General features: G+C 35.9%; 13 protein-coding genes. 2 read left to right on the forward strand and 11 right to left on the reverse strand.

The window, feature by feature from the left end; genetic code table 11:
- The first annotated feature begins 331 nt into the window (after window positions 1-331).
- Window positions 332-2,131, forward strand: coding sequence for a POTRA domain-containing protein (locus BAZ10_RS09045; protein WP_078771764.1), 1,800 nt, complete (start codon window positions 332-334; stop codon window positions 2,129-2,131).
- 230 nt (window positions 2,132-2,361) lie between these two features.
- On the opposite strand, the gene BAZ10_RS09050 is transcribed toward BAZ10_RS09045, so the two are convergent.
- Genes BAZ10_RS09050 through BAZ10_RS09060 form a run of 3 tightly spaced genes read right to left on the reverse strand, consistent with a single transcriptional unit; the run spans window position 2,362 to window position 3,898 of the window.
- A complete protein-coding gene (locus BAZ10_RS09050; RefSeq protein ID WP_078771765.1) occupies window positions 2,362-2,775 on the reverse strand; it encodes a hypothetical protein in 414 nt (137 codons plus the stop codon).
- Window positions 2,763-3,026 carry a hypothetical protein gene (locus BAZ10_RS09055; RefSeq protein WP_131828793.1) on the reverse strand — a complete coding sequence of 88 codons (264 nt, stop codon included), beginning with the start codon at window positions 3,024-3,026 and terminating at the stop codon, window positions 2,763-2,765. Before BAZ10_RS09055 ends, BAZ10_RS09050 begins: the two co-directional genes overlap by 13 nt.
- Before the next feature lie 23 nt (window positions 3,027-3,049).
- A complete protein-coding gene (locus BAZ10_RS09060) occupies window positions 3,050-3,898 on the reverse strand; it encodes a GIY-YIG nuclease family protein (RefSeq protein WP_078771767.1) in 849 nt (282 codons plus the stop codon).
- Between the two features lie 191 nt (window positions 3,899-4,089).
- Here BAZ10_RS09060 and BAZ10_RS09065 point away from each other — a divergent pair, with 191 nt between their 5' ends.
- Window positions 4,090-4,497: a helix-turn-helix domain-containing protein gene (locus BAZ10_RS09065; protein ID WP_078771768.1), complete on the forward strand. Its 408-nt coding sequence runs from the start codon at window positions 4,090-4,092 to the stop codon at window positions 4,495-4,497.
- Window positions 4,498-4,577: 80 nt separating this feature from the next.
- Here the strand turns inward: BAZ10_RS09065 and BAZ10_RS09070 are convergent, their stop codons facing one another.
- The 8 genes from BAZ10_RS09070 to BAZ10_RS09105 form a co-directional block, all read right to left on the reverse strand.
- A complete protein-coding gene (locus tag BAZ10_RS09070; protein ID WP_078771769.1) occupies window positions 4,578-7,604 on the reverse strand; it encodes a type I restriction endonuclease subunit R in 3,027 nt (1,008 codons plus the stop codon).
- Window positions 7,588-9,537, reverse strand: coding sequence for a DUF262 domain-containing protein (locus BAZ10_RS09075; protein ID WP_078771770.1), 1,950 nt, complete (start codon window positions 9,535-9,537; stop codon window positions 7,588-7,590). Before BAZ10_RS09075 ends, BAZ10_RS09070 begins: the two co-directional genes overlap by 17 nt.
- Complete coding sequence (locus tag BAZ10_RS09080) at window positions 9,534-10,958, reverse strand: DUF262 domain-containing protein (RefSeq protein WP_078771771.1); 1,425 nt, start codon at window positions 10,956-10,958, stop codon at window positions 9,534-9,536. Before BAZ10_RS09080 ends, BAZ10_RS09075 begins: the two co-directional genes overlap by 4 nt.
- Before the next feature lie 95 nt (window positions 10,959-11,053).
- A complete protein-coding gene (locus BAZ10_RS19270) occupies window positions 11,054-11,704 on the reverse strand; it encodes an 8-oxoguanine DNA glycosylase OGG fold protein (protein WP_078771772.1) in 651 nt (216 codons plus the stop codon).
- A gap of 3 nt (window positions 11,705-11,707) precedes the next feature.
- Window positions 11,708-13,021: a restriction endonuclease subunit S gene (locus BAZ10_RS09090; RefSeq protein ID WP_078771773.1), complete on the reverse strand. Its 1,314-nt coding sequence runs from the start codon at window positions 13,019-13,021 to the stop codon at window positions 11,708-11,710.
- 2 nt (window positions 13,022-13,023) lie between these two features.
- Window positions 13,024-15,375, reverse strand: coding sequence for a type I restriction-modification system subunit M (locus tag BAZ10_RS09095; protein WP_078771774.1), 2,352 nt, complete (start codon window positions 15,373-15,375; stop codon window positions 13,024-13,026).
- Window positions 15,376-15,501: 126 nt separating this feature from the next.
- Window positions 15,502-16,887, reverse strand: coding sequence for a tRNA uridine-5-carboxymethylaminomethyl(34) synthesis GTPase MnmE (gene mnmE / locus BAZ10_RS09100; protein ID WP_078771775.1), 1,386 nt, complete (start codon window positions 16,885-16,887; stop codon window positions 15,502-15,504).
- A gap of 2,224 nt (window positions 16,888-19,111) precedes the next feature.
- Window positions 19,112-20,881 carry an aminopeptidase P family protein gene (locus BAZ10_RS09105; RefSeq protein WP_078771776.1) on the reverse strand — a complete coding sequence of 590 codons (1,770 nt, stop codon included), beginning with the start codon at window positions 20,879-20,881 and terminating at the stop codon, window positions 19,112-19,114.
- Window positions 20,882-20,937: the final 56 nt, after the last annotated feature.

Raw genomic sequence — 20,937 nt, forward strand, 5'->3', positions numbered from 1 at the left:
CTCGGTTCCGTAGTCGAAGATAAAGAAAAACTTAAAATAATAAAAATTTAGCCATATCAATAATTTTTTGCTGGGTATTCATTAATTCTTGAATTATTAAAAGTTGGCTAGATATACATTTTCATGTATAGCAGATGGTAAAGAGTATAAATGTATTTATAGTTAGAATTCTAACATCCTGTGGTTTATGTAATATTTCATCTCTTTTAAAAAGAATCGGATCAAAAATTTCCTTATATTTAATTTTTTCCATTAAAATACATTATCATTTGTTTCATGCTTATTGGCTTATAAATTGATGATAAGAATCTCATTGAATTTTTGATTATTAATGAACAAGTCGATTATAGTTTTAATGTTCTTTTTATGTGGTTTTTTCTCTTTAAAAGCACAGGAAAAAAAAGATTCGCTTTATTATAAAATAGAAGAATTTTCGGATCAGAGAAAAGTTACCAAATTCTTCCATCGTCTCATATTCCGAAGGGAGGCAGATTCTACTTCCGTGAAGTCACGGACAGAAAAGCTGTCTCAGGAAACCTATAACAAAAAATATATCAGAAATATACTAATAGAAACCATAGATCCCTTCGGGTATGGCTCAAAAGACAATAAAGAAAAATTGAAATGGTATGATTGGCTGAAAGATCATCTTCACTCCACAACAAGAAATTCTACAGTTCATAATTATTTACTTTTTAAAGAAGGCGAAGAATACAATGCTCAGAAGCTCTACGAATCCGAACGTTTGCTGAGAAGGATGCCTTTCATCAACAGAGTTAATATCAGTGTTTCTGATAGTGATTCCGGTAAAGACTCTATTGATGTAGTTGTTAAAGTTCTTGATTCTTGGAGCCTGAAGCCAAGAATAAGCTATTCCGGCAGTAAAATTGGGTTGGGTGTGACAGACGAAAATGTGTTGGGATTGGGACATACATTTGACTTCCTTTATAGAAATGATTCCAAAGAAAGACAGAATTATGTTTTAGGAAGCTATACCGCATACAATCTTTTCGGTTCTTATATCAATGCCCAGATTCTGGGCGAACGTGATTTTTCAAGAAATGAAAGAATCAATTTCAATGTCAGAAGAGATTTCTTTTCACCTCTTACAAAATGGGCGGGAGGTTTTAGCTTCGACTATTTTATGAGGAATGTTTTACTTCCCATAGAAACGGATACTACTTATCCGGAGGTTCAGATCAAAGCTTACAGCCAGGATCTGTGGGGAGGCTATCAAATTCCTGTTTCATCAGGTACAAGCGAAAAAGTATCGAGTAATATTGCGGTGATAGGAAGGTTTCAGAATTACCAATACAAAGACAGTCCCGAAATTGATAAATACAAATATTTTAATTCTTACAACAGCTTTCTGATGTCTGTAGGATTTATCCGTAGAAATTTCTCGGTGCAGAGGAATATTTTCCAATATGACCTGCCGGAGGATATAGCCTATGGTAATTCAGTGAATTTTACTACCGGCGCCTTATCGCGAAGTAATAATGTTAAACCTTATGTGGGGATTTCTGCATCTTATGGAAGTTTTACAAAGCTTGGGTATTTCACTCTGAAAGCACAGTTTGGAAGATTTTTTAATGAGAATAGCCGAAACCGCGAGTCTTTCCGTTTGGATGGTACTTATTTTACTAATCTTATAGACTGGAAATTTGCCAAAGTAAGGCATTTCTTTTCTCCAACTTTAGCATTGGGAAATCCACAGCATAATTATTCTTACATTGACAGGATTAATCTTTCATCTCCGGATGAATTTCCTGTGTACAACTCAGATTATATCGGAACTAAAAAACTGGTTTTAAGATATCAGCTTCAGCTATTTATTAATAAGACATGGAAGAATTTCCATTTCAGCCCTTATCTGACGGTGGCAGCCGGATGGCTGGGTATGCCTGATGATAAATTGCTGAGTACAAAAACAAATACTAAGATAGGAATCGGAGTCTTGATTAATAATCCTTTTCTGGTTTTCAACAGGATTCAGATTTCGTTTACCTATTATCCCCGTGTTCCTTTTGATAATAATTCGGTCTTTGATTTTAACAGTAACCGGAATAATCTTTTACCAATGAACAGTTTTGCCACAGAAATTCCGCATTTTGTGAATTTTGGAAACTGATAATGAAATAGAGTAGCATGTAAAGAATGTTGATAGAAAATATTGGCTTTTTTATTTTATTGTTGGAAGCTATTTTCCAATACAGAAAGTAGCTAACATCCTGTTTATAAGTGTTTATAAATAATTAGTATCCTGTTTGGTAAACCAGTATTTGTTATTTATACGGATATACAGTAAAATAAAACCCCGAGGTTAATCGGGGTATTGTAGTTAATAATTTTGATTACAAATTATAAATCTGGGAGTATAAAGTCTCTATAGGGCTTTGATATTTTTTTTGTTTTTAGATTATAATAAACTCCTAATATCTCTTTAGATCCGTATACTCTATAATCTTTTTTCTTTTTATCTTCTTCAGGAACTATAGATTTAGGAATTAAAGAAACAAATAAATCTGTCGGGTTTCCTCCGCTTGGAAGAATATACAACCTATAATAATCAGGATAATTATTTTTTGTTTTTTTTAATTTCTTTTCAAAATCTTTGATAATTGAAAGATATTCTTTCTCTCCCATAAATTTAAAACCAAAATTGCCAGCCATTCCTTCCTGCTCACAAACATTAACTTCCCTGTAAGTCGGTATTTTCTGTGCTTTAACGTTGTAAATTAACGTAAACAGAATTATTAGAATTATTTTCCGCATTCTTTCTTTTTTATGTTGTCTTCTAAAATACTAGAAATTGTAAACCATCGATTATTATCATTTTTTTTCATTGTTTCAAAAGTTTTTGTCCCTTGTAAACCATTCCAAGCTATAGCTTCATATTCTCCGTCAGTTCCAAGATTTGGGTCATATTCTTTTAACGCAGCTACTATTGTAGGGATATAAAAACTACTAATAAACTCATGTTCACTTATGCCAGCATCATACATATTTTCTCTATAGGCTTTCAAAAGGTCTGGTAAGTTTTTTTAATCTAAACTTCAAAAGTCTTTAACTGAATTCCTTCCTCAGTTTTCCATTCCAAAGGTCCGCTTGCTGATCGCGCAAGCGTTGCTGATGCAGCACGAGATGGCGAGGTAAAAACGTAATCTTTGGTGAGTTTATAAAAATCACTTTCAATTTTTAAGGTTCCATCATTCAGCATTTTTTGCCTTTCCAGGCGAATACCGTCAGCTAAAGAAGGCTGCTCGGTAATTATAAATAAAGAATCTTTATAAACAATAAAACCTTCTGTAGAAGGGCTGCCCTTGCTTTCTGCTCCAGCTCCGTTCCGACAATAAAATATTTGATTTTGTACTTCATTGTCTTCAACGGTTTCTTCCAATGCTTCAAATAATTTATGTCCTAAAGTAGCTGTAAGGACTTTGGCATGAGATAAAAATTCTTCCAATTCAGCTTGCTCTGCTTCGGATAATTCGGAACGGGTAGGGGTATTCTGATTGATAGTATATCTCCCTGCATTTAATGCCAATGCGTGTAAACGGTTTTCCAGATATTTTACACTGGCTTTATTCAGGTATTTGTCTTTACTACCAAAAAAGATAACCTCATTCCAAAAATCTTTATCTGCGATTTGTTGAAACAAGCGATTAGCAATTATTTCTGCTTCACCAATATAGGCAGCATCTTCATTATTTTCTCCTTTACCTATGAGAATGTAGACACCCGGTTTTTGAAATTCAGGTCGATTACTGTATTCTCTGATTTTTATGCGAGGTACTTTCACACCTATTCCCGTCCAGTTGCTAAGTTCTGCAGTTGTAAGGCCGTTAGCAGTTCCGTCTACTAAAAATAATCGTATGGTTTTTCCGAAGGTGCTCATATATAGTTAAATGCTACAAATTAATTTTTGAATAGTCTAGCTGTAAATATAACCAAAATCACTACTCCGCCCAATACGGTAAACCGTAAAAGCTATTTTAATGAAAAAAATATAGATTTAATTATTGAATTTTGGGGCGTGTTTTTATAGATATTTTTTTATATTTAACCTCATTATAAAAGGTACTTGCCATGGAACACAAAATACATCAGGGTCGCAATGTGAAACGCTTTAGGGAAATGCTGGGCATAAAGCAGGAGGCTTTGGCTTTTGATATTGGTGGCGACTGGAACCAAAAGAAAGTTTCTCTCCTGGAACAGAAAGAAGTAATTGAAGACGCTTTACTCCAACAAATAGCCGAAGTACTGAAAATTCCCGTGGAAGCCATCCAAAACTTTGATGAAGAACAGGCAGTGAATGTTATCTCTAATACATTTGGCGATAATGCCTGTGTTGGAAATCCACATTCAAATTTCAACTTTAATCCAATAGATAAAATTGTGGGATTGTATGATGAAAAGATTGCTCTTTATGAGCGAATGCTAAAAGAGAAAGACGAAATGATGGCAAGGCTGGAAAAGCTGATTGATAAGAAATAAACTTACAATAGTATAAATGAAAAGCTCAACATTGTTGAGCTTTTTATTTATATGCAGAAAAAAGTCTTTGAGCTGACTTCTTATTTTGTACTTATCACCTGCTTAATCGTATTGATAAAGGCCTGATAGAAAGACGAGTCCTGAGCGTATAGTTTATACAATTCCAAATCATGCTTTCTTTTTTGGGACATTACTTCATCAATAATTTTTTTCAATGCCAATTCCCTGTTCTGGTCGTCTGTGTTCTGAGCTACCTTAAATTCAAATTCGGGATGTGCCTCTATTGATTTTCCTAAAGTCAGAATCGTCACCCGTTGTTCTTCCGGCGTACTGCTCCAGCCCTGAAACCAACGCTCGTTAAAGCTGTTGACAATGGTTTCCAATTCGTCTTTTTCATCCTCACCGTGTACACCTCTGGCATTTGGGTTTTGTGGATTTAATTCGGTTTCGCTATCATCCAGACTTATCGAGGTATTCAATTTTGTCCTTTCCAAACCATAGGTAGATAAATCAACAGATTCCAATAGTTTATCTAACAAATCTCCGTCAGGATCTTTTACGACCATTTTGGGGATCAGAAATTTCAAGAACCAGAATAATTTCTCCCATGCAATCATTTCATAAGGGAGAATAGCCGCTATCTGACCATATATTTTTACAAATTGTTTGGCTTTAATTTTATAATGGGCTTTTTGCTTGTCATCCAGTTCAAGATCTGAATTGAATCTCTGGGCAGCCATATCTATAACAGGGCTTAGCAATTGGGCATCGGCACCTTTAAAATATTTTTCGTTAAAGTCATCTATTTCAGCTTGCTCATAAATCCCCGAGTCGTCTAAACTGTCTTTTAATTCGTGCAGGACATTGATGTCTGTAGCGCCACTTAAACTTGTTGCAGTATAGAAAGGGTCGAATGACTTTTGGATGTCTTCTACAGAGTTAAAGAAATCCAGTACAAAAAGGTCTTCCGTCCGTTTGTCTAGTTTGTTGGCAGAGCGGTTCAGTCGGGACAAAGTCTGCACTGCCAATACGTCCTGTAGCTTTTTGTCAACATACATGGCAGACAATTTTGGCTGGTCGAATCCGGTAAGGTATTTATTGGCAACTACCAGCATTCTGTATTCATCCTCATCAAATTTGTCTTTGGTTTCGCTTTCGGGAAAACCATTGATCTGTGCTTCGGTATATTCTATGCCGTCTACTTTCTTTTCGCCGGAAAACGCAATTACAATTTTAAACGGATTTCCTCTTTTGTTCAAAAGCTCATTCAGTGCCTGATAGTATCTTATGGCAGATTCAATGCTTTGGGTTACAACCATTGCTTTGGCTTTGCCTTTCAGTTTTTTGGTATTTACTACCGATTGCATAAAATGATCCAGCATAACTTCGGCTTTAGTGCCAATGGTTTGCTTGTGTTTTTCGACAAAGGCTTTTAGCTTTTTCTGAGCTTTGGCGGTGTCGAACATTGGATTTTCTTCTATAGATTTTTCCAGCTCATAATAGCTTTTGTAGGTAGTGTAATTGGCTAAAACATCCAGAATAAATCCTTCTTCAATTGCCTGTTTCATGGAGTAGAGGTGGAACGGTTTGAACGAACCATTTTCCTGCTTTACACCAAACTTCTCCATCGTGCTGTTTTTTGGGGTGGCGGTAAAAGCAAAATAAGATGCATTTGTAGTCATCTTGCGGGCTTTCATAGCTTCCAGCATCATGTCCTGATAATCTGCCGCATCAGCATCATCGCCTTTATTGCCAATGGCTTCATTTAGTTTGTCTGCCGAGCGTCCGGATTGCGAACTGTGGGCTTCGTCTATTATTACGGCAAACTGTTTGTGGCTCATATCAGCAATATCCTTTATGATGAACGGGAATTTCTGAATGGTGGTAATGATGATTCTTTTACCGCTTTCTAAAGCCGATTTCAGATCCGACGATTTGTACGCCGGTGCTACGATGTTTTTGACTTCAGAAAATTCTTTGATGTTATCTCTAAGTTGTTTGTCCAGCAATCTTCTGTCCGTTACCACAATTACGGAATCAAACAAAGGCTGATTTATGGGTCTGTTTCCGGCAACAGCTTCGTTTTCCGGATATGCTTCAATCAGTTGATAAGCCAGCCATGTTATGGAATTGGATTTACCCGATCCGGCGCTGTGCTGGATGAGATAGGTTTTTCCGGCTCCATTTTTCGAGGTGTCTTTCAACAGCCTGCGTACAACATCCAGTTGATGATAACGTGGAAAGAATAAGGTTTTCTTTCCTAAGGCTTCGTTTTCGGTTCCGTCAAATCTAACAAAATGCTGGATGATATTGGCTAAGCTTTCTTTTTTCAGGATATACTGCCAGAAATAGGAGGTTTTGTGTCCGAAAGGATTGGGCGGATTGCCCTTACCGAAGTTATCTCCCAGGTTAAAAGGCAGAAAAAATGTCTTTGCACCATCCAGTTTGGTGGTCATATAAATTTCATCGGTATCTACTGCAAAATGTACCAGACATCTTCCGAAATTTAACAGCGGTTGTGTTGTATCTCTTTTGAATTTGTATTGGTTGATACCGTGTACTTTGGCATTTTGCCCCGTCCATTGATTTTTGAGCTCAATTGTGGAAATAGGAATCCCGTTGATAAAGATTACCATGTCTATTTCCTCAAGAGGATTGGTCTGCGAATATCGCAATTGACGGGTTACACTAAACTGATTACGCTCAAAATTATCCTTTATGGACTGGCTGCTGTTTTGCAATGGCGCTACATAAAATAATGTAAAATGTGCATCGTCTACCGCCAATCCTTTGCGTAGTAATCTGAGGATGCCGTATTTTTTTACCAACTTGTCGTAACGGTCAAGTACTTTTATTTTCCAGTCACTCTGCCGTTTTAGCTTGTCCAGTTCTTCGGATTGTGTCTGTTCCAGAAAGTCCCAGAAACGGACTTCGTCCAAAGCAAATCTCGGGTCAAAATCACCTGGTTTTCCTATATAAAAACCATTACCTCCGTAAGGGGCGGCTGGCTCGGCTATTGTCCCATTTTTTATATCTTCCGTCGAAACTCCACACAAAGCTTTTTCTATAGCAGTTTCAAGGGCAAGTTCGTTAGTTTGTGATGGCATGGCTATAATGTTTTTTTATCAACGCTATCATTTTATCCTTGTGGTTTGCAATAGCGTCTTTATTCCATTCTATTTGATCCTTAAAAATATGAAAAGATTTTAACGTGTCATACGTTTCAGTCTTTTCCAGAAACATAGATTTTTTTACGGTCACAGATTTATTACTGTATTCACTGTTTTGTGATACGCTTAGCAATACCAGATTTCCGAAAGAATGCAAATCTTCATTCTGAATTTCAGGATGCTGAATCCTGTTTTCGGGATTTTGGGGATATATATGTTCTACAGAGTTTTTAGAAGTTATTTTGTACTTTTTATACTTTTCGTCTTCTTTATCTTCCCAGTTTTTCCAGAGTATATATTCTAACTTTTGAAACCAATAATGTTTAAATCCTGTTCCGGCACTTTCATTAAAATAAGTTTGGAAATCAAAATCAGGATTAATCTTTTCTTTATTGATGTGCATCCATGAAATTTCTTTGTCAGTTGGTTTTTCACTTAAAGAGAAAGAATTGTCTATTTCCTCCAGTTTTAAAAGTAAATCGTTGGCAGTTGGGGTTATGTTATTATGGTTTTCTTCCAAATAGCCTAAATAGGAAGTTAGCCAATATTGTCGGAGGTAATCTCCTGTAAAGTACAGCACACTTTGCAACATCAGACTGGATGACTTCTGATATTTTGTTCTGCTGTAGTATCCCTCCTCATTTTTGTTATAATTGAGTAACTCCAATGATTCAGATTTTGTATCAATATCTGATATCCATTTTACGATGTATTTATCAAACAAGTAACGTATATCCCATAAAAGGTGAAAAAAGCGTTTTATTTCTTCTTTGTCTTTCCTTTCCGCCAGTTCATTAAATATCTCAATTAATCTGTTGACGTGAAATGTTCCGTTGAAATCTGGTCTTTTTTCTTTCTTTAAATGAATTCTGTACGTGTGTAATAAAAGCTGACCGAAACTGATAATGGAACGGCAAAATATCTCGTCAGAATCTTTTCGCTTTTGTTCATTGTCATTTTCTCTATTTAAAACATTGTAATCATTGATTTGGTCATATGACAGATTATCAATTGAAAATGAATCTTCTGCATTAACAACATCTGATGATTTCTCGTAAAGAAATATGTTCCTGTCAAAAGAAATCATATTTGTCAAGTCAATATTCTTTTTATCCGTTTCCGGAAAAGAGAGTCTTACGTTTCTTTCAAAAAAATTGTTCATGTTTTCACAAGCTTCCCATATTTTGCCATAGACAATTTTGTCATCCAGAAATTTGAGCAGATTGGCTTTGACAATGTCGGTTTGTTCCAGCTGAATTCCGGCACTGTTAATGGTTGAAAACAACTTGTTTAAGTCGGTATTATCGGGTGTCGTGTTTTTAATGAGCTTAACATTTCTATAAATAAAGTTGCCAAAACCCTGTAAGTTTTCTTTAGTTAATTTAAGTTGTTCGATATAGGCTTTAACAAAAGTTATGGCTCTTGCTATATTTTTTAGATATGGATATTCGTTGATGATCTTTTCATCATAGTTTTTTTTGTCAGCCTTATTATCAATTAAGTTTTCAAGATAGTCGCTTACCTCTTTTCTGATTTCAAATCCAAGCCTTAGCTTGTCGTCTTTTTTCAGAAATGTTTCTATGTCTGATTGCGAATTAAGGGTGAACATGACAAAGGCAATAATCCAAAGTGTTGTAAAGCGCTGTTGCCCGTCTATCAGTTCTGCAAGCTCGCCATTTTCTTTCGTAAGAAAGGTGCTTACATAATATTCGGCATCTGTAGAGCTTTGAAAAGATAAATAAAAATCGTCCAATAGCTTTTTAATTTGCTCATCTCCCCATACGTATGGTCTTTGATAGGTTGGAATTGAGAAATTGTATGAGTTCAGGCTTTCAAGATTTACTATAGCAGTATCAAAGATTTTTCTCATTTTACTTGCGTTTTTTGAGCTATTGAATTAATCAGGTCTTTATCAAATTTTTTTGGATTCTTTTTGTACTGTTCAATTGTTCCTATGTCATCAAAATAATTTCTCAACGTTTCTAAATGCAATCCTTTACTGGTATTGTTTTCGAAATAGGAGATGTCTAAAGTATAACTGAACTTTTTTAAATACAGAAGCAATTCGTCTACAGTGAATACTTCAATAATATTGTCTATGAATTGATAACCATATACAAATTTGAAAACACTGTCTTCCCGTACATTGCGCTGATTGGTAACACGTAGTGAGTAGATCATTCTATACAACCATAAACCTGCTTCATAAAGCCTGTAAAACCCAAATCGGCTCACATAAGAAATCAGGGCGGCTTCAAATAATTCTTTCAAAAACAGGGTGCCATTGTTTCCGTGTAGCACCTTATTTCTAAATTCATAATAGTTTTCCGGAACTCTGTAATCATTAATAGAACCAAATAATATTTCGTGAAGATGAATATATTCGTTGATATAATCCAAAGTGTTGTTGCCGTTTGCCAAGGGCTGTTTTAGTTGTTTGTAATGGCTTTCGTGCAACTGAAACATTCTTCCACCATCATTTTTTACAGCACTGTAATGGTAGGAGATATCTTCATGGTTATTTTTGGTGTTGATTGTATATTCATCAATAATAGAAGCTTTTATTCCTCTTTCATCTTTATAATAAGGGAATGATCTCCATTTGCGATTGTCCCAAAAACGTACTTTTGTGAGCAATTGCACAAGGTATTCAACTTTAGAATTTTCAAAAGCTTCCCATCTTCGGGCCTGATAGTTGATTGTTTTCGGACAGCTGATAGCGCGCAGATGATGCGCCTTTAAAATATCACTTCCGTCCAAACGTACTCCGCCTGTATTCTGGGTTTCAAAAAATGTATAAGCCAAATCTTCCGTATCGGTTACAATAAGGGTTACATTGATATTGGAAAAATCGAAATAGTCCAAAACATTTTTTTCTCGGTATTCAAAAATGTTTTTTTTAGCAATACTTTTCAAATACGATAAGTTGTACTTTATATTTTCGATGGTTTTGCTGGCAGAATAGGTAATGCCCGATTTATAATCAGGATTGGTTATTTTCTGTATTAATAATGAGGTGGTTAATCGTTGCTGGCCGTCAATAATTTTGAGAAGTCCATTTTCCTGATGCAAAAGGATGCTTCCAAGATAGTACATCGGTTTTTCTGCAATTGTAGATTGGTGGTGCTCAATGACACTATCCAAGAGTTGGTTGATCTGCTTCTCTTGCCAAACATAAGGACGTTGATATTCCGGAATAGATAATTGTCCTTTGATGCTTGTACCTTCAATGGCTTTATTTTTTGTTTCAAATAAATCTTGTAAAGTACAGCTGATTACTTGTACGCTCATGTTGGTGTTATATCATTTTTTATTTTTACTTCAATAGCTGCTATAATTATTTATTGCGGGATATACTTTTTATGGAAATTCAGGCTTTTAAACTTTTATAAATCGTTGGTCGGTTTTAGATGATTGCCAAATATAAAAAGAAACTGTTCTATATTTTCTCCGTTGACATTCAGTAATTGGGATACTTCAAACATCACCTGAAGATATGTTTTATACATTCTTCCTGCATTGTGCAGAGATACTTGAGAAAGAGATTCAAATTCTTTGAATATTCTGTTTTTAAAAACTCTTATGAGCCGTTCGTCTAATATAAGTGCGGGAATTTCCCCAAATCTAAAATTGGAAAAATACAACAGTTTGGAATAGGTGGATAATCCTAAACCTGTTATTGTACTCAATTGATTTTGCATTACAGCTACATCATCAACTTTCAAAGTAGCTGTGTTTGAAACGGCTAAAATTTCTGTAAGTTTATCTAATTGCTTGTAAATATTCTCAAAATTATTTCCACGCATTCCTTTCGGATACCCCCAAAGAATAGTTTTCAGGATTAAAAGATCCGGATTGTTGGTTTCGCGTATATCCTGTCGACTTATGCATATACTTTCTGCTCCTTTAAAAAGTTCAGTATAATGATTTCCTGATAACCGTTTTGCCCAGTTGCTTGCTTTAACTGTGAAAGCCTGATCTGCTACCGGAAGCATTTTAATCAGGTCAGCATAGCTTTGTATCGAAATGGCTGACATTTTTTAGCTTACTTTTAGCTTACCCGTTACTACATTGTCAATCAGTACGGTTTTATATTCTTTTAGTTTTTCTATTTCCTGTTGTTTTAAAGAAATGGCTTTTGAGATTTTTTCTTCTATTTTTTCTAAATAAGCGACAATTTTGACTTGCTCTATGTTAGATGGAATTGGGAATGAAAAATTATTGAAATTTTCCGTAGGAAATCTCCATCTACCTAACATTGATACTCCTTGTCCATTAGCGTAGAAAGCTTTATTGGAATAACAAAGTTGGAGCAATTGTAAAAGATATTTTTTATTAGCATTGGGTAAAATAGATTGGAAAACGCGATAATCTGGGCTAATTACACCATCATACTTAGTTATATCTACCCAACCTGTGAGTAAATCCATATGATTCATAGCAAATTCACCTTTGTTGCAGAATTGATAATTTGAATAATCTGAGGCAATTTGCCCCTCTCCATTTGAAATGTCTTTGATTTTTATACCTCTTTGTGTAATTGATAAAATATTATAACCTTCTCTTCCAGCAATTCTTTTTAAAATTTTGAAAACATATTTTAGTCTCATAACTTTCCAATGCTCCGGAATCTCACCAACCCATTCTACGCCACTGTCTTTAAATTTAACCTTGTCATCCAAGCCTTTGGTTACAGCTTTTTGAATAAGGATTTGACGACGTTCTTTTAGTAGTTCTATTTCTTTTTCCTTGATGAAAATGGTTTGGTCAATTTTAGCCGTTTTATCATCCAGAAAAGATGCAATGGTTTGTTGTTCGGGAAGAGGAGGAAGAATAACCTTTAATTGTCTTATATTCTCTTTGTTTAATTTAGGCTGAGCTGATGATAATGCTGTTATTTGAAGCCACTGCCAATATTTAGATGAATTTATGAGATAAAATGTGTAATTTATCAATAGGATATTATTCAACTTTAATAAGAACATATTGGGACCTAGAGAAGCTTTGTAATTAATATCAGGCATTATACAGCATAGCCCAGCATAAGCACCTACATTAGCAATTAATAATTCACCTCCAAAAAGCTCAGATTTTTTGAGATATTTATGACTTTTTTCGTCAATATATATCCCGCCATTTTCTAGATTTTTTCTTAAATCAGTTAACCGGATTAGTTTTGAATATGAGACATCATCAATATATGTTACATTTTTGGCTAAATCTCCAAATGATCCATTTGCGGTAAAATCAGTCAAGACATCTATTAATTGCCTGAAGTTTAAACATTGCCATTTTTCAGGAATCTCACCGATCCAATCCACACCGCTGTCTTTGTATCTATCGTAGCGCTTCATTCCTAAAAAATTAAGATTTCTGTCAACAATCCGTCACCTTCTTTTTCCAATGCCAATATTTCTTTTGTTACTTCCTTCAAAGAACGCAAAGGAGCAGGTTTATAAAAATATTTATTAAAGCTTAGCTCATAGCCAATCTTTACGGAGTCCAACGCTATCCAGCTTTCTTCTACAAAAGGTTTTACTTCTTTCAGGAAATATTCCTGTATATTACTTTTTAGCGGGATGCTTTCGCTGTCGCGTAGGTCAGATTCTGTTTCATAGAGAATATATTCAGCTTTTTTGTCCGTAGGGAAATAGCCGTAATAAGATAAGTCTTTTTCTTCACAACCTAAATAGTCCAACAAATCAGCAAGCTTCTGGCTGTTTAATTTTTCTGTTTTTTTAATGACTTTATCGGCTTCATCATCATACCAGCTTACGGCATCCAGAATCTGTTTTTTCTCAGTGGCAGACAGTTTTGTTTTATTCTTTTTCAAAACTTCATCTACTTTGCTGGTAAACAGGTTAAAGTTGGTGTAGATTTCAGTGCCCAAAACCTCCATTAGTTTAGAGGCAGTCTGATGTAATTCTTTCTGTTTTAGCCAGGTTTCTTTTTTCAGAAAAGCAGCTTGTTGCTTTGTATTGATGTTAAGTTCTTCTTTGTCAATATAATCTGCTATTTCTTTTTTATATTTTTCGAGCCCGGTATAAACTTCCATTCCGTATTGTTCAAAAAGGTATTTTGAAAACTCGGCTTGTGTTTTATCCCATTTTAAAACCTCAATCTTTTCTTCCGTAAACTGTGCTTTCAGTCGTTTCGGACGTTCGATATTTATTTTATAATATCCAAAGTCAGCATTGTCAAAAACTTTGCTCGCTAGTTTTTGTTCGCCTTCTTTTTCTTGTTCACTCAGGTTTAGGTAGCAGTTCAAAATCTCGCTGATATGATCTTTACTCAGCTCACAGTTTTTGTTACCAAGATTCTTGCGCAGTTTCTGGTACATTTCACTGGCGTCAATCAGCTGTACTTTTCCTTTACGCTGGCTGGGTTTATTGTTGGTTAATATCCAGATATAGGTAGTAATACCGGTATTGTAGAAAATATTGTTGGGCAATTGGATAATAACATCCAGCAGATCATTTTCTATAATATGCCTTCTGATGTTGCTTTCACCACCGCCTGCATCACCTGTGAAAAGACTGGAACCGTTGTGTACAGAAGCAATACGGCTTCCGATTTTGTTTTTATCGGTAAGAGGCTTCATTTTGTCCACCATTTCCATCAGGAAAAGTAGTTGTCCATCAGACGAACGTGGTACAGCGTCTACGTATTCTTCTTCGCCCCAGTAATTTTTCAGTTTTATTTTGAAACGGTTGTCGATAACGTCTTTTCCATCTTTGATGTATTTCTGTTCAGATGCCCAGCTCTTACCATAAGGCGGATTGGACAGCATAAAATCGAACTTGGTTCCGGCAAATTCATCAGTAGAAAGCGTAGAACCTACTTTGATGTGTTCAGGATCTTTACCCTTAATCATCATATCCGATTTACAGATGGCGTAGGTTTCATCATTCACCTCTTTCCCAAACATATATACCGAAGTACTGGTGGCTTTGATTTCACCTTCCGGATCCGTAATAAAATTTTCAGATTCTGTAAGCATTCCTCCTGTTCCGCAGGCAGGATCATAAATAGTAATCACCGATGGAATCTGATCTTTAATAGGATCAAAAACCATATGTGTCATCAGGTCAATTACTTCTCTTGGCGTATAGTGTTCTCCCGCTTCTTCATTATTTTCTTCGTTGAATTTTCTGATTAGTTCTTCGAATACATATCCCATTCCCAGATTCGTCAATGCGGGTAGCTTTTTTCCTGCTGAATCCAGTTTGTCAAAAGGCGTAAGATTAATATCGGGGGAAGTAAATTTTTCCAAAACATCCAGCAAAACATCTTTGTTGGCCATGTGTTTGATTTGAGCCCGTAAATTAAACTTACTGATGATTTCCTGTACATTGGCACTGAATCCATTCAGGTAGTCTTCAAAATTTCCTAAAAGAATTTGCTGACTGTTGGTAGCACTTCCGTAAAGACTTTGAAGCGTCCAATCGCTAGTGTTGTAGAAAACATATCCTGATGCAGCCGTCATTCCTTTGTCATCCCATTCTGTGAATTTCATAGTACTTTTTTGAAATTCCACTTCTTCCAGAACGTGTTGTTTAGTAGGTTCCAGTAAAGCATCTAATCTTCTTAAAACTACCATTGGCAGGATTACATCCCTATATTTTCCTCTTACGTATACGTCCCTAAGACAATCATCGGCAATGCTCCAGATGAAACTAACTAACTTGTTATGAACAGTATGGTTCATGTATATTTTTATATATTAATTAATAGCGAAGGTCTACAAATAACCTATTCATAGAATGATTTTCAAATTTAAGATAAAAAAGCAGATTTCCGTTGAGGAAAACCGTAAATGAAAATCAGAGTTTCATTACTTCCCGATACAAAACTTGCTAAAGATATTCCCTAGTACCTCGTCATTGGTAAATTCACCCGAGATTTCACCAAGGTATTCTATAGCGTTGCGGAGTTCGTAGGCGAGGAGTTCCGTGGTAATCTGCGAAGAAACCGCTTCTTTTACCCGATTAACAGCATCCAGAGATCTTTGTAGCGCTTCGAAGTGACGCTGATTGGTAATCACCACATTGCCTTCTTCGGATTTCATTTGCTCTACAAAAGAAGATAACTCATTTTTAAGCTCCTGAATATTGCGGTTTTCCAGTGCTGATATTTTTATAAAATCAAAAGGATGACTAATCTCCTTGCGGAAAAGGTCTTCAATCGCCTCAAACTGTGTAGGAACAACTTCGTCTATTTTAGTAAGGCAGATAATAAGTTCAAGTTTGTCGCGCAGAAGGGATCTCAGCATCTCGAAATCTTCAGAGAAATCAGCTGTGGCAGCATCAGCAAGGTAAACCAATACTTCCGCCTGTGCTACTTTTTCTTTAGCTTTTTGTACACCAATCGCCTCAATCTCATCCATTGTTTCACGAAGACCAGCTGTATCAATTAATCGGAAAGCATGACCTTTGATGTGTAAAACTTCCTCAATAGTATCACGCGTGGTTCCGGCAATATTGCTGACAATAGCGCGCTCTTCTTTTAGTAAGGCGTTCAATAATGTCGATTTTCCGGCATTGGGTTTACCGATAATAGCTACAGCAGTACCGTTTTTAATGGCATTCCCATATTGGAAACTCTCGATAAGAGAACTGAGTTTATATTCTATTTTATTCAGTAATCCATTTAGTGCAGTTCTGTCCGCAAATTCCACATCTTCCTCGGCAAAGTCAAGTTCCAGTTCAATCAACGAAGTGAAGTTCAGCAAGTCTGTACGCAATAAAGAGATTTCCTGAGAAATACCACCTTTCAGCTGGTTCAAAGCTACCTTTCTGGAAGCTTCATTTTCCGAAGCGATAAGGTCGGCAATAGATTCCGCTTGCGAAAGGTCGATTCTGCCATTCATAAAAGCACGAAGTGTAAATTCTCCGGCTTTTGCCATGCGGGCACCGTTTTTAATCAGCACCTCCAGTATTCTTTTGGCAATATGCGGAGAACCATGAAAAGAGATTTCCACAGAGTTTTCGGTGGTAAAAGTTTTTGGGGCATGAAATACCGCAACCATTACCTCATCGATTACCTCATCTGCGTCTTTTATAAAACCATAATGTACGGTATGGGAAGTTGCCTTTTCCAGATTTTTACCTTCAAATACGGTATTTACAATACGAAAAGAATCGTCTCCGGAAACCCGAATCACCCCGATAGCACCCATTCCGTTGGCAGTAGCTAAAGCACAGATAGTCTCTTTATTCATAGGTGCAAATTTACGGCTTTTTTCATTGGTATTGTAAATGGCTTATTTTGGAAATACATATCGTTAGTTGGAGTGGAATTATTAGTAGTGAAGCGGAGAATAATTCTGTATTGAGAATTCCTTTTAAACATTAAGGAATTTATTTTTAACACGAAGGCACAAAACAGGTTTATGCTTGTTATATTTTTAAGGCACGAATTGCTTCGCAATATTTTATAGGTTAGTGAAATTTTCGGTTATGACTCAGGGAATATCCATTTTGAGTCTCTGAAAATCTTTGATTTTCCTGTGCCTTAAAAGTAGTGTTATGTCAAGATCACTTTTGTGCCTTTGTGTCTATAAATTTTTCTAAACGCAAAGATTTTTTGCACTTTATGCTGCTTTAAAGGAACGCGAAGCCGCTAACACTTAGCAATGAACTTAACTGTCTTAATACCTAAATGATGAAAATAATTTTACCTTTAGGTGAAACCTTTGTGCTCTAAAAGCGGTGATATGTCAACAATACTTTTGTGTCTTTGTGGTTAAACCTGTCTTCTCGCTACGCTCCAATTAGTTTCGTACTCGAAGTTACGGGATTGCCTCTTTTAAAAGTACATATCGTCAGTTCGAGTGAGATTATTAGTGAAGCTGAGAATAATTCTGTATCAAGAACTCCTTTTAAACATTAAGGAATTTATTTTTAACACGAAGGCACAAAACAGGTTTATGCTTGTTATATTTTTAAGGCACGAATTGCTTCGCAATATTTTATAGGTTAATGAAATTTTCGGTTATGACTCAGGGAATATCCATTTTGAATCTCTGAAAATCTTTGATTTTCCTGTGCCTTAAAAGCAGTGTTATGTCAAGATCACTTTTGTGCCTTTGTGTTTATAAACTTTTCTAAATGCAAAGATTTTTTGCTCTTTATGCTGCTTTAAAGGAACGCGAAGCCGCTAACACTTAGCAATGAACTTAACTGTCTTAATACCTAAATGATGAAAATAATTTTGCCTTTAGATTAAATCTTTGTGCTCTAAAAGCGGTGATATGTCAACAATACTTTTGTGTCTTTGTGGTTAAACCTGTCTTCTCGCTACGCTCCAATTAGTTTCGCACTCGAAGTGACGGAATATATAAACCACATAGATACATAGTTTTTTATACAGTGAAGAGTTACATAGGTTACTAAAGTAATTACACATCAGTGGACTACAAAAACTTATGGACAGGGAAATGAAGGCGTTAAGAATTGTGGAATTATTTTCGTTAAAATATGGATCGCGAAGAGCGCAAAGTTTTCTTTCTTGTTATAATACTTTAAAGTAATGTAAAGCTGTAATGATCACTGAAAGCTTAACTGTCTTAATATCTAAATGATAGAATTATTTTTAGTTTTTCTAATTGTATTCTTAAACTTTTGGCTTGATCCAAAAGTTACAAAAGATCAAGCCTTAGTTTCTCGGCGGTCAAACTAGCTTTCAATCTCTAAAATGCTCAGAACTCGCTATGCTCAAACAATGATCATTTTTTAACGAGCTTTTCAAGCTTTTGACACTCGCCTGCAAAACTGAAGGCGCTTTTAAATATCGAGTTTGGACTGGAATGCAAAGCAGCTAACGCTTAGTAATGACAACTAAAAACTTAACTGCCTTAATATTTGAATAGTGAAAATAATTTTACCTTTAGGTGAAACCTTTGTGCCCTGTAAACAGTAGCATATCAACAATACTTTTGTGCCTTTGTGGTTAAAGAATTTCTCGATACACGTCACTTTGTTCCGCACTCGAAGTGACGGGATTACCTATTTTGAAAGTACATATCGTCAGTTCGAGTGAAATTATTAGTAGTGAAGCGAAGAGTGATTTTGTATCGAGAACTCTTTTTAAACATTAAGGAATTAAGATAGTTTAGAATTAATAGCAAAGAACGCAAAGATGTTTTACCTGTTGTACTGCTATTTAAGGAATACGAAGCCACTAACACTTAGCAATAAAAGCTTAACTGCCTTAATGCCTTAATGATGAAAATAATTTTACTTTTAGATGAAACCTTTGTGCCCTAAAAGCAGTGATATATCAAAAATACTTTTGTGTCTTTGTGGTTAATCAACTTCTCGATCCAAAATTCTTTCAGAATTTCACTCGAAGTGACGGATATCGTTCCCTTTTATGATATTGACAAAACAAAAAATCTCGTAGCCACGCTACGAGATTTTAATATTGTTGAAAAGTCCTATTGACTACAATGGACTTACTAATTCCAAGAACCAGTTTTTAACATCCCCTTCAAGATGAGGAGCAAGTTTCTCTTCACAAGTTTTATGGTAGCTGTTCAGCCACTGAATTTCATCTGCAGAAAGAATCTCCTTTACAATAATATCCTTGAAGAACGGACATAAAGTTAATGTTTCAAACTCATAGAAAGTATTCCATTCTGTTGTTTCAGCCTCTCTTACTGCAATAAGGTTTTCATGACGAATACCATACTGATTAACTACATAATAGCCGGGTTCGTTAGACAATACCATTCCCGGAAGCAATTCTTGTGGATTAAGGTCTTTACGAATACTCTGAGGACCCTCATGAACATTCATAAAACTTCCTACACCATGTCCGGTTCCGTGATTATAATCTTTCCCAGCCATCCATAGTGGTAATCTTGCAAAGGCATCCAGTTGTACACCTCTGGTTCCTTTCGGGAACTTCACCATAGAAAGTCTGATCATGCCCTGTAATACCAATGTTGAGTCTTTCTTGAACTCATCAGTCACAGCTCCTAATGCCAGAGTACGGGTAATATCGGTTGTTCCTTCAAGGTACTGACCACCGGAATCTACAAGAATACTGCTGTCATTGGTTACCTCCTTGCTGCCTTCAGATTTTGCAGAGTAGTGGATAATAGCACCATTACCTTTATAACCGATAATGCTGCCAAAACTTTCACCTACAAAGTTAGCGCCTTCTGCACGGAAGCCTCTTAGTTTTTCACCAATGCTGTATTCATTCATCGGTTCTTTACCTGCCTGATGCGTTAGCCAGTACAGGAATTTTACCATAGCAACACCATCCCTTTCCATTACGGTACGGAAACCATTTAATTCAGCTTCATTTTTCTGAGCTTTCATCAGATTTCCCGGAACAGCAGCTTTGATAAAGGTGTTTGCTTCTTTTAATGTATCGAAAACAGACTGATTGCTGTTTGGTGAAACAAGTATATTTTGTTGTTTTATTTGTCTCAGGTGATTGAAAAATTCGTCATAAGGCATCATCTTCACTCCAGACTCATCCATTTGCCTGCGGGCATCGGTATCCAGTTTTTCAAGATCAGTGAAAAGGATAGCATCATTTTTAGACAGTACAATATAACCTAAGAATACAGGATTAGACTGTACGTCGCTTCCTCTAAGGTTCAGTGTCCATGCTACATCATCCAGACTGGAAATAATATGTACATCGGCATGCTGATCTTCCATCTTCTGGCGGATAGTTGCAATTTTATCCGAAACTGATTTCCCGGCTCTTTCTACCGGATGTACATAGATTGGATTTTTTACTGCAATGCCACGATCTGTCCAGATCTCTTTAAGTAAAGGAAGATCCGTTAAGGTAATATTTTTAGCACTGAATTTTGAATCAAGAGCCTCCCAGTTGCTGTGAGAAGTAGCCAATGCATTTACTGCTACTTTACCGCCTGCAGGGATTTCAGAAATAATCCAGTCGATATAATTTGGTGTTCCTTCGATACCATCTTTGAATAAATCGATACCCGAACCTTCCAACTCAATAGGAGCCTGCGTAAAGTATCTTCCGTCTGTCCATAATCCGGCTTTGTCTTTGGTGATAACCACAAAACCTGCGGAACCAGTAAATCCTGAAAGCCAAGATCTTTCCTGCCATTCCTGAGGTAAGTATTCACTCATATGTGGGTCTGCTGAATAGACAATGAAAGCGTCGATATTATTGTTGTGCATAGCGCCACGCAATGCTGCAATTTTTTCTTTTGAAGTCATAACTAAGATTGAATTTTGCGGGGTGAAGTTACGAAATTACGGAGGTATAACAGTGA

This window comes from Elizabethkingia occulta, from assembly GCF_002023715.1.
GTDB classification, from domain to species: domain Bacteria; phylum Bacteroidota; class Bacteroidia; order Flavobacteriales; family Weeksellaceae; genus Elizabethkingia; species Elizabethkingia occulta.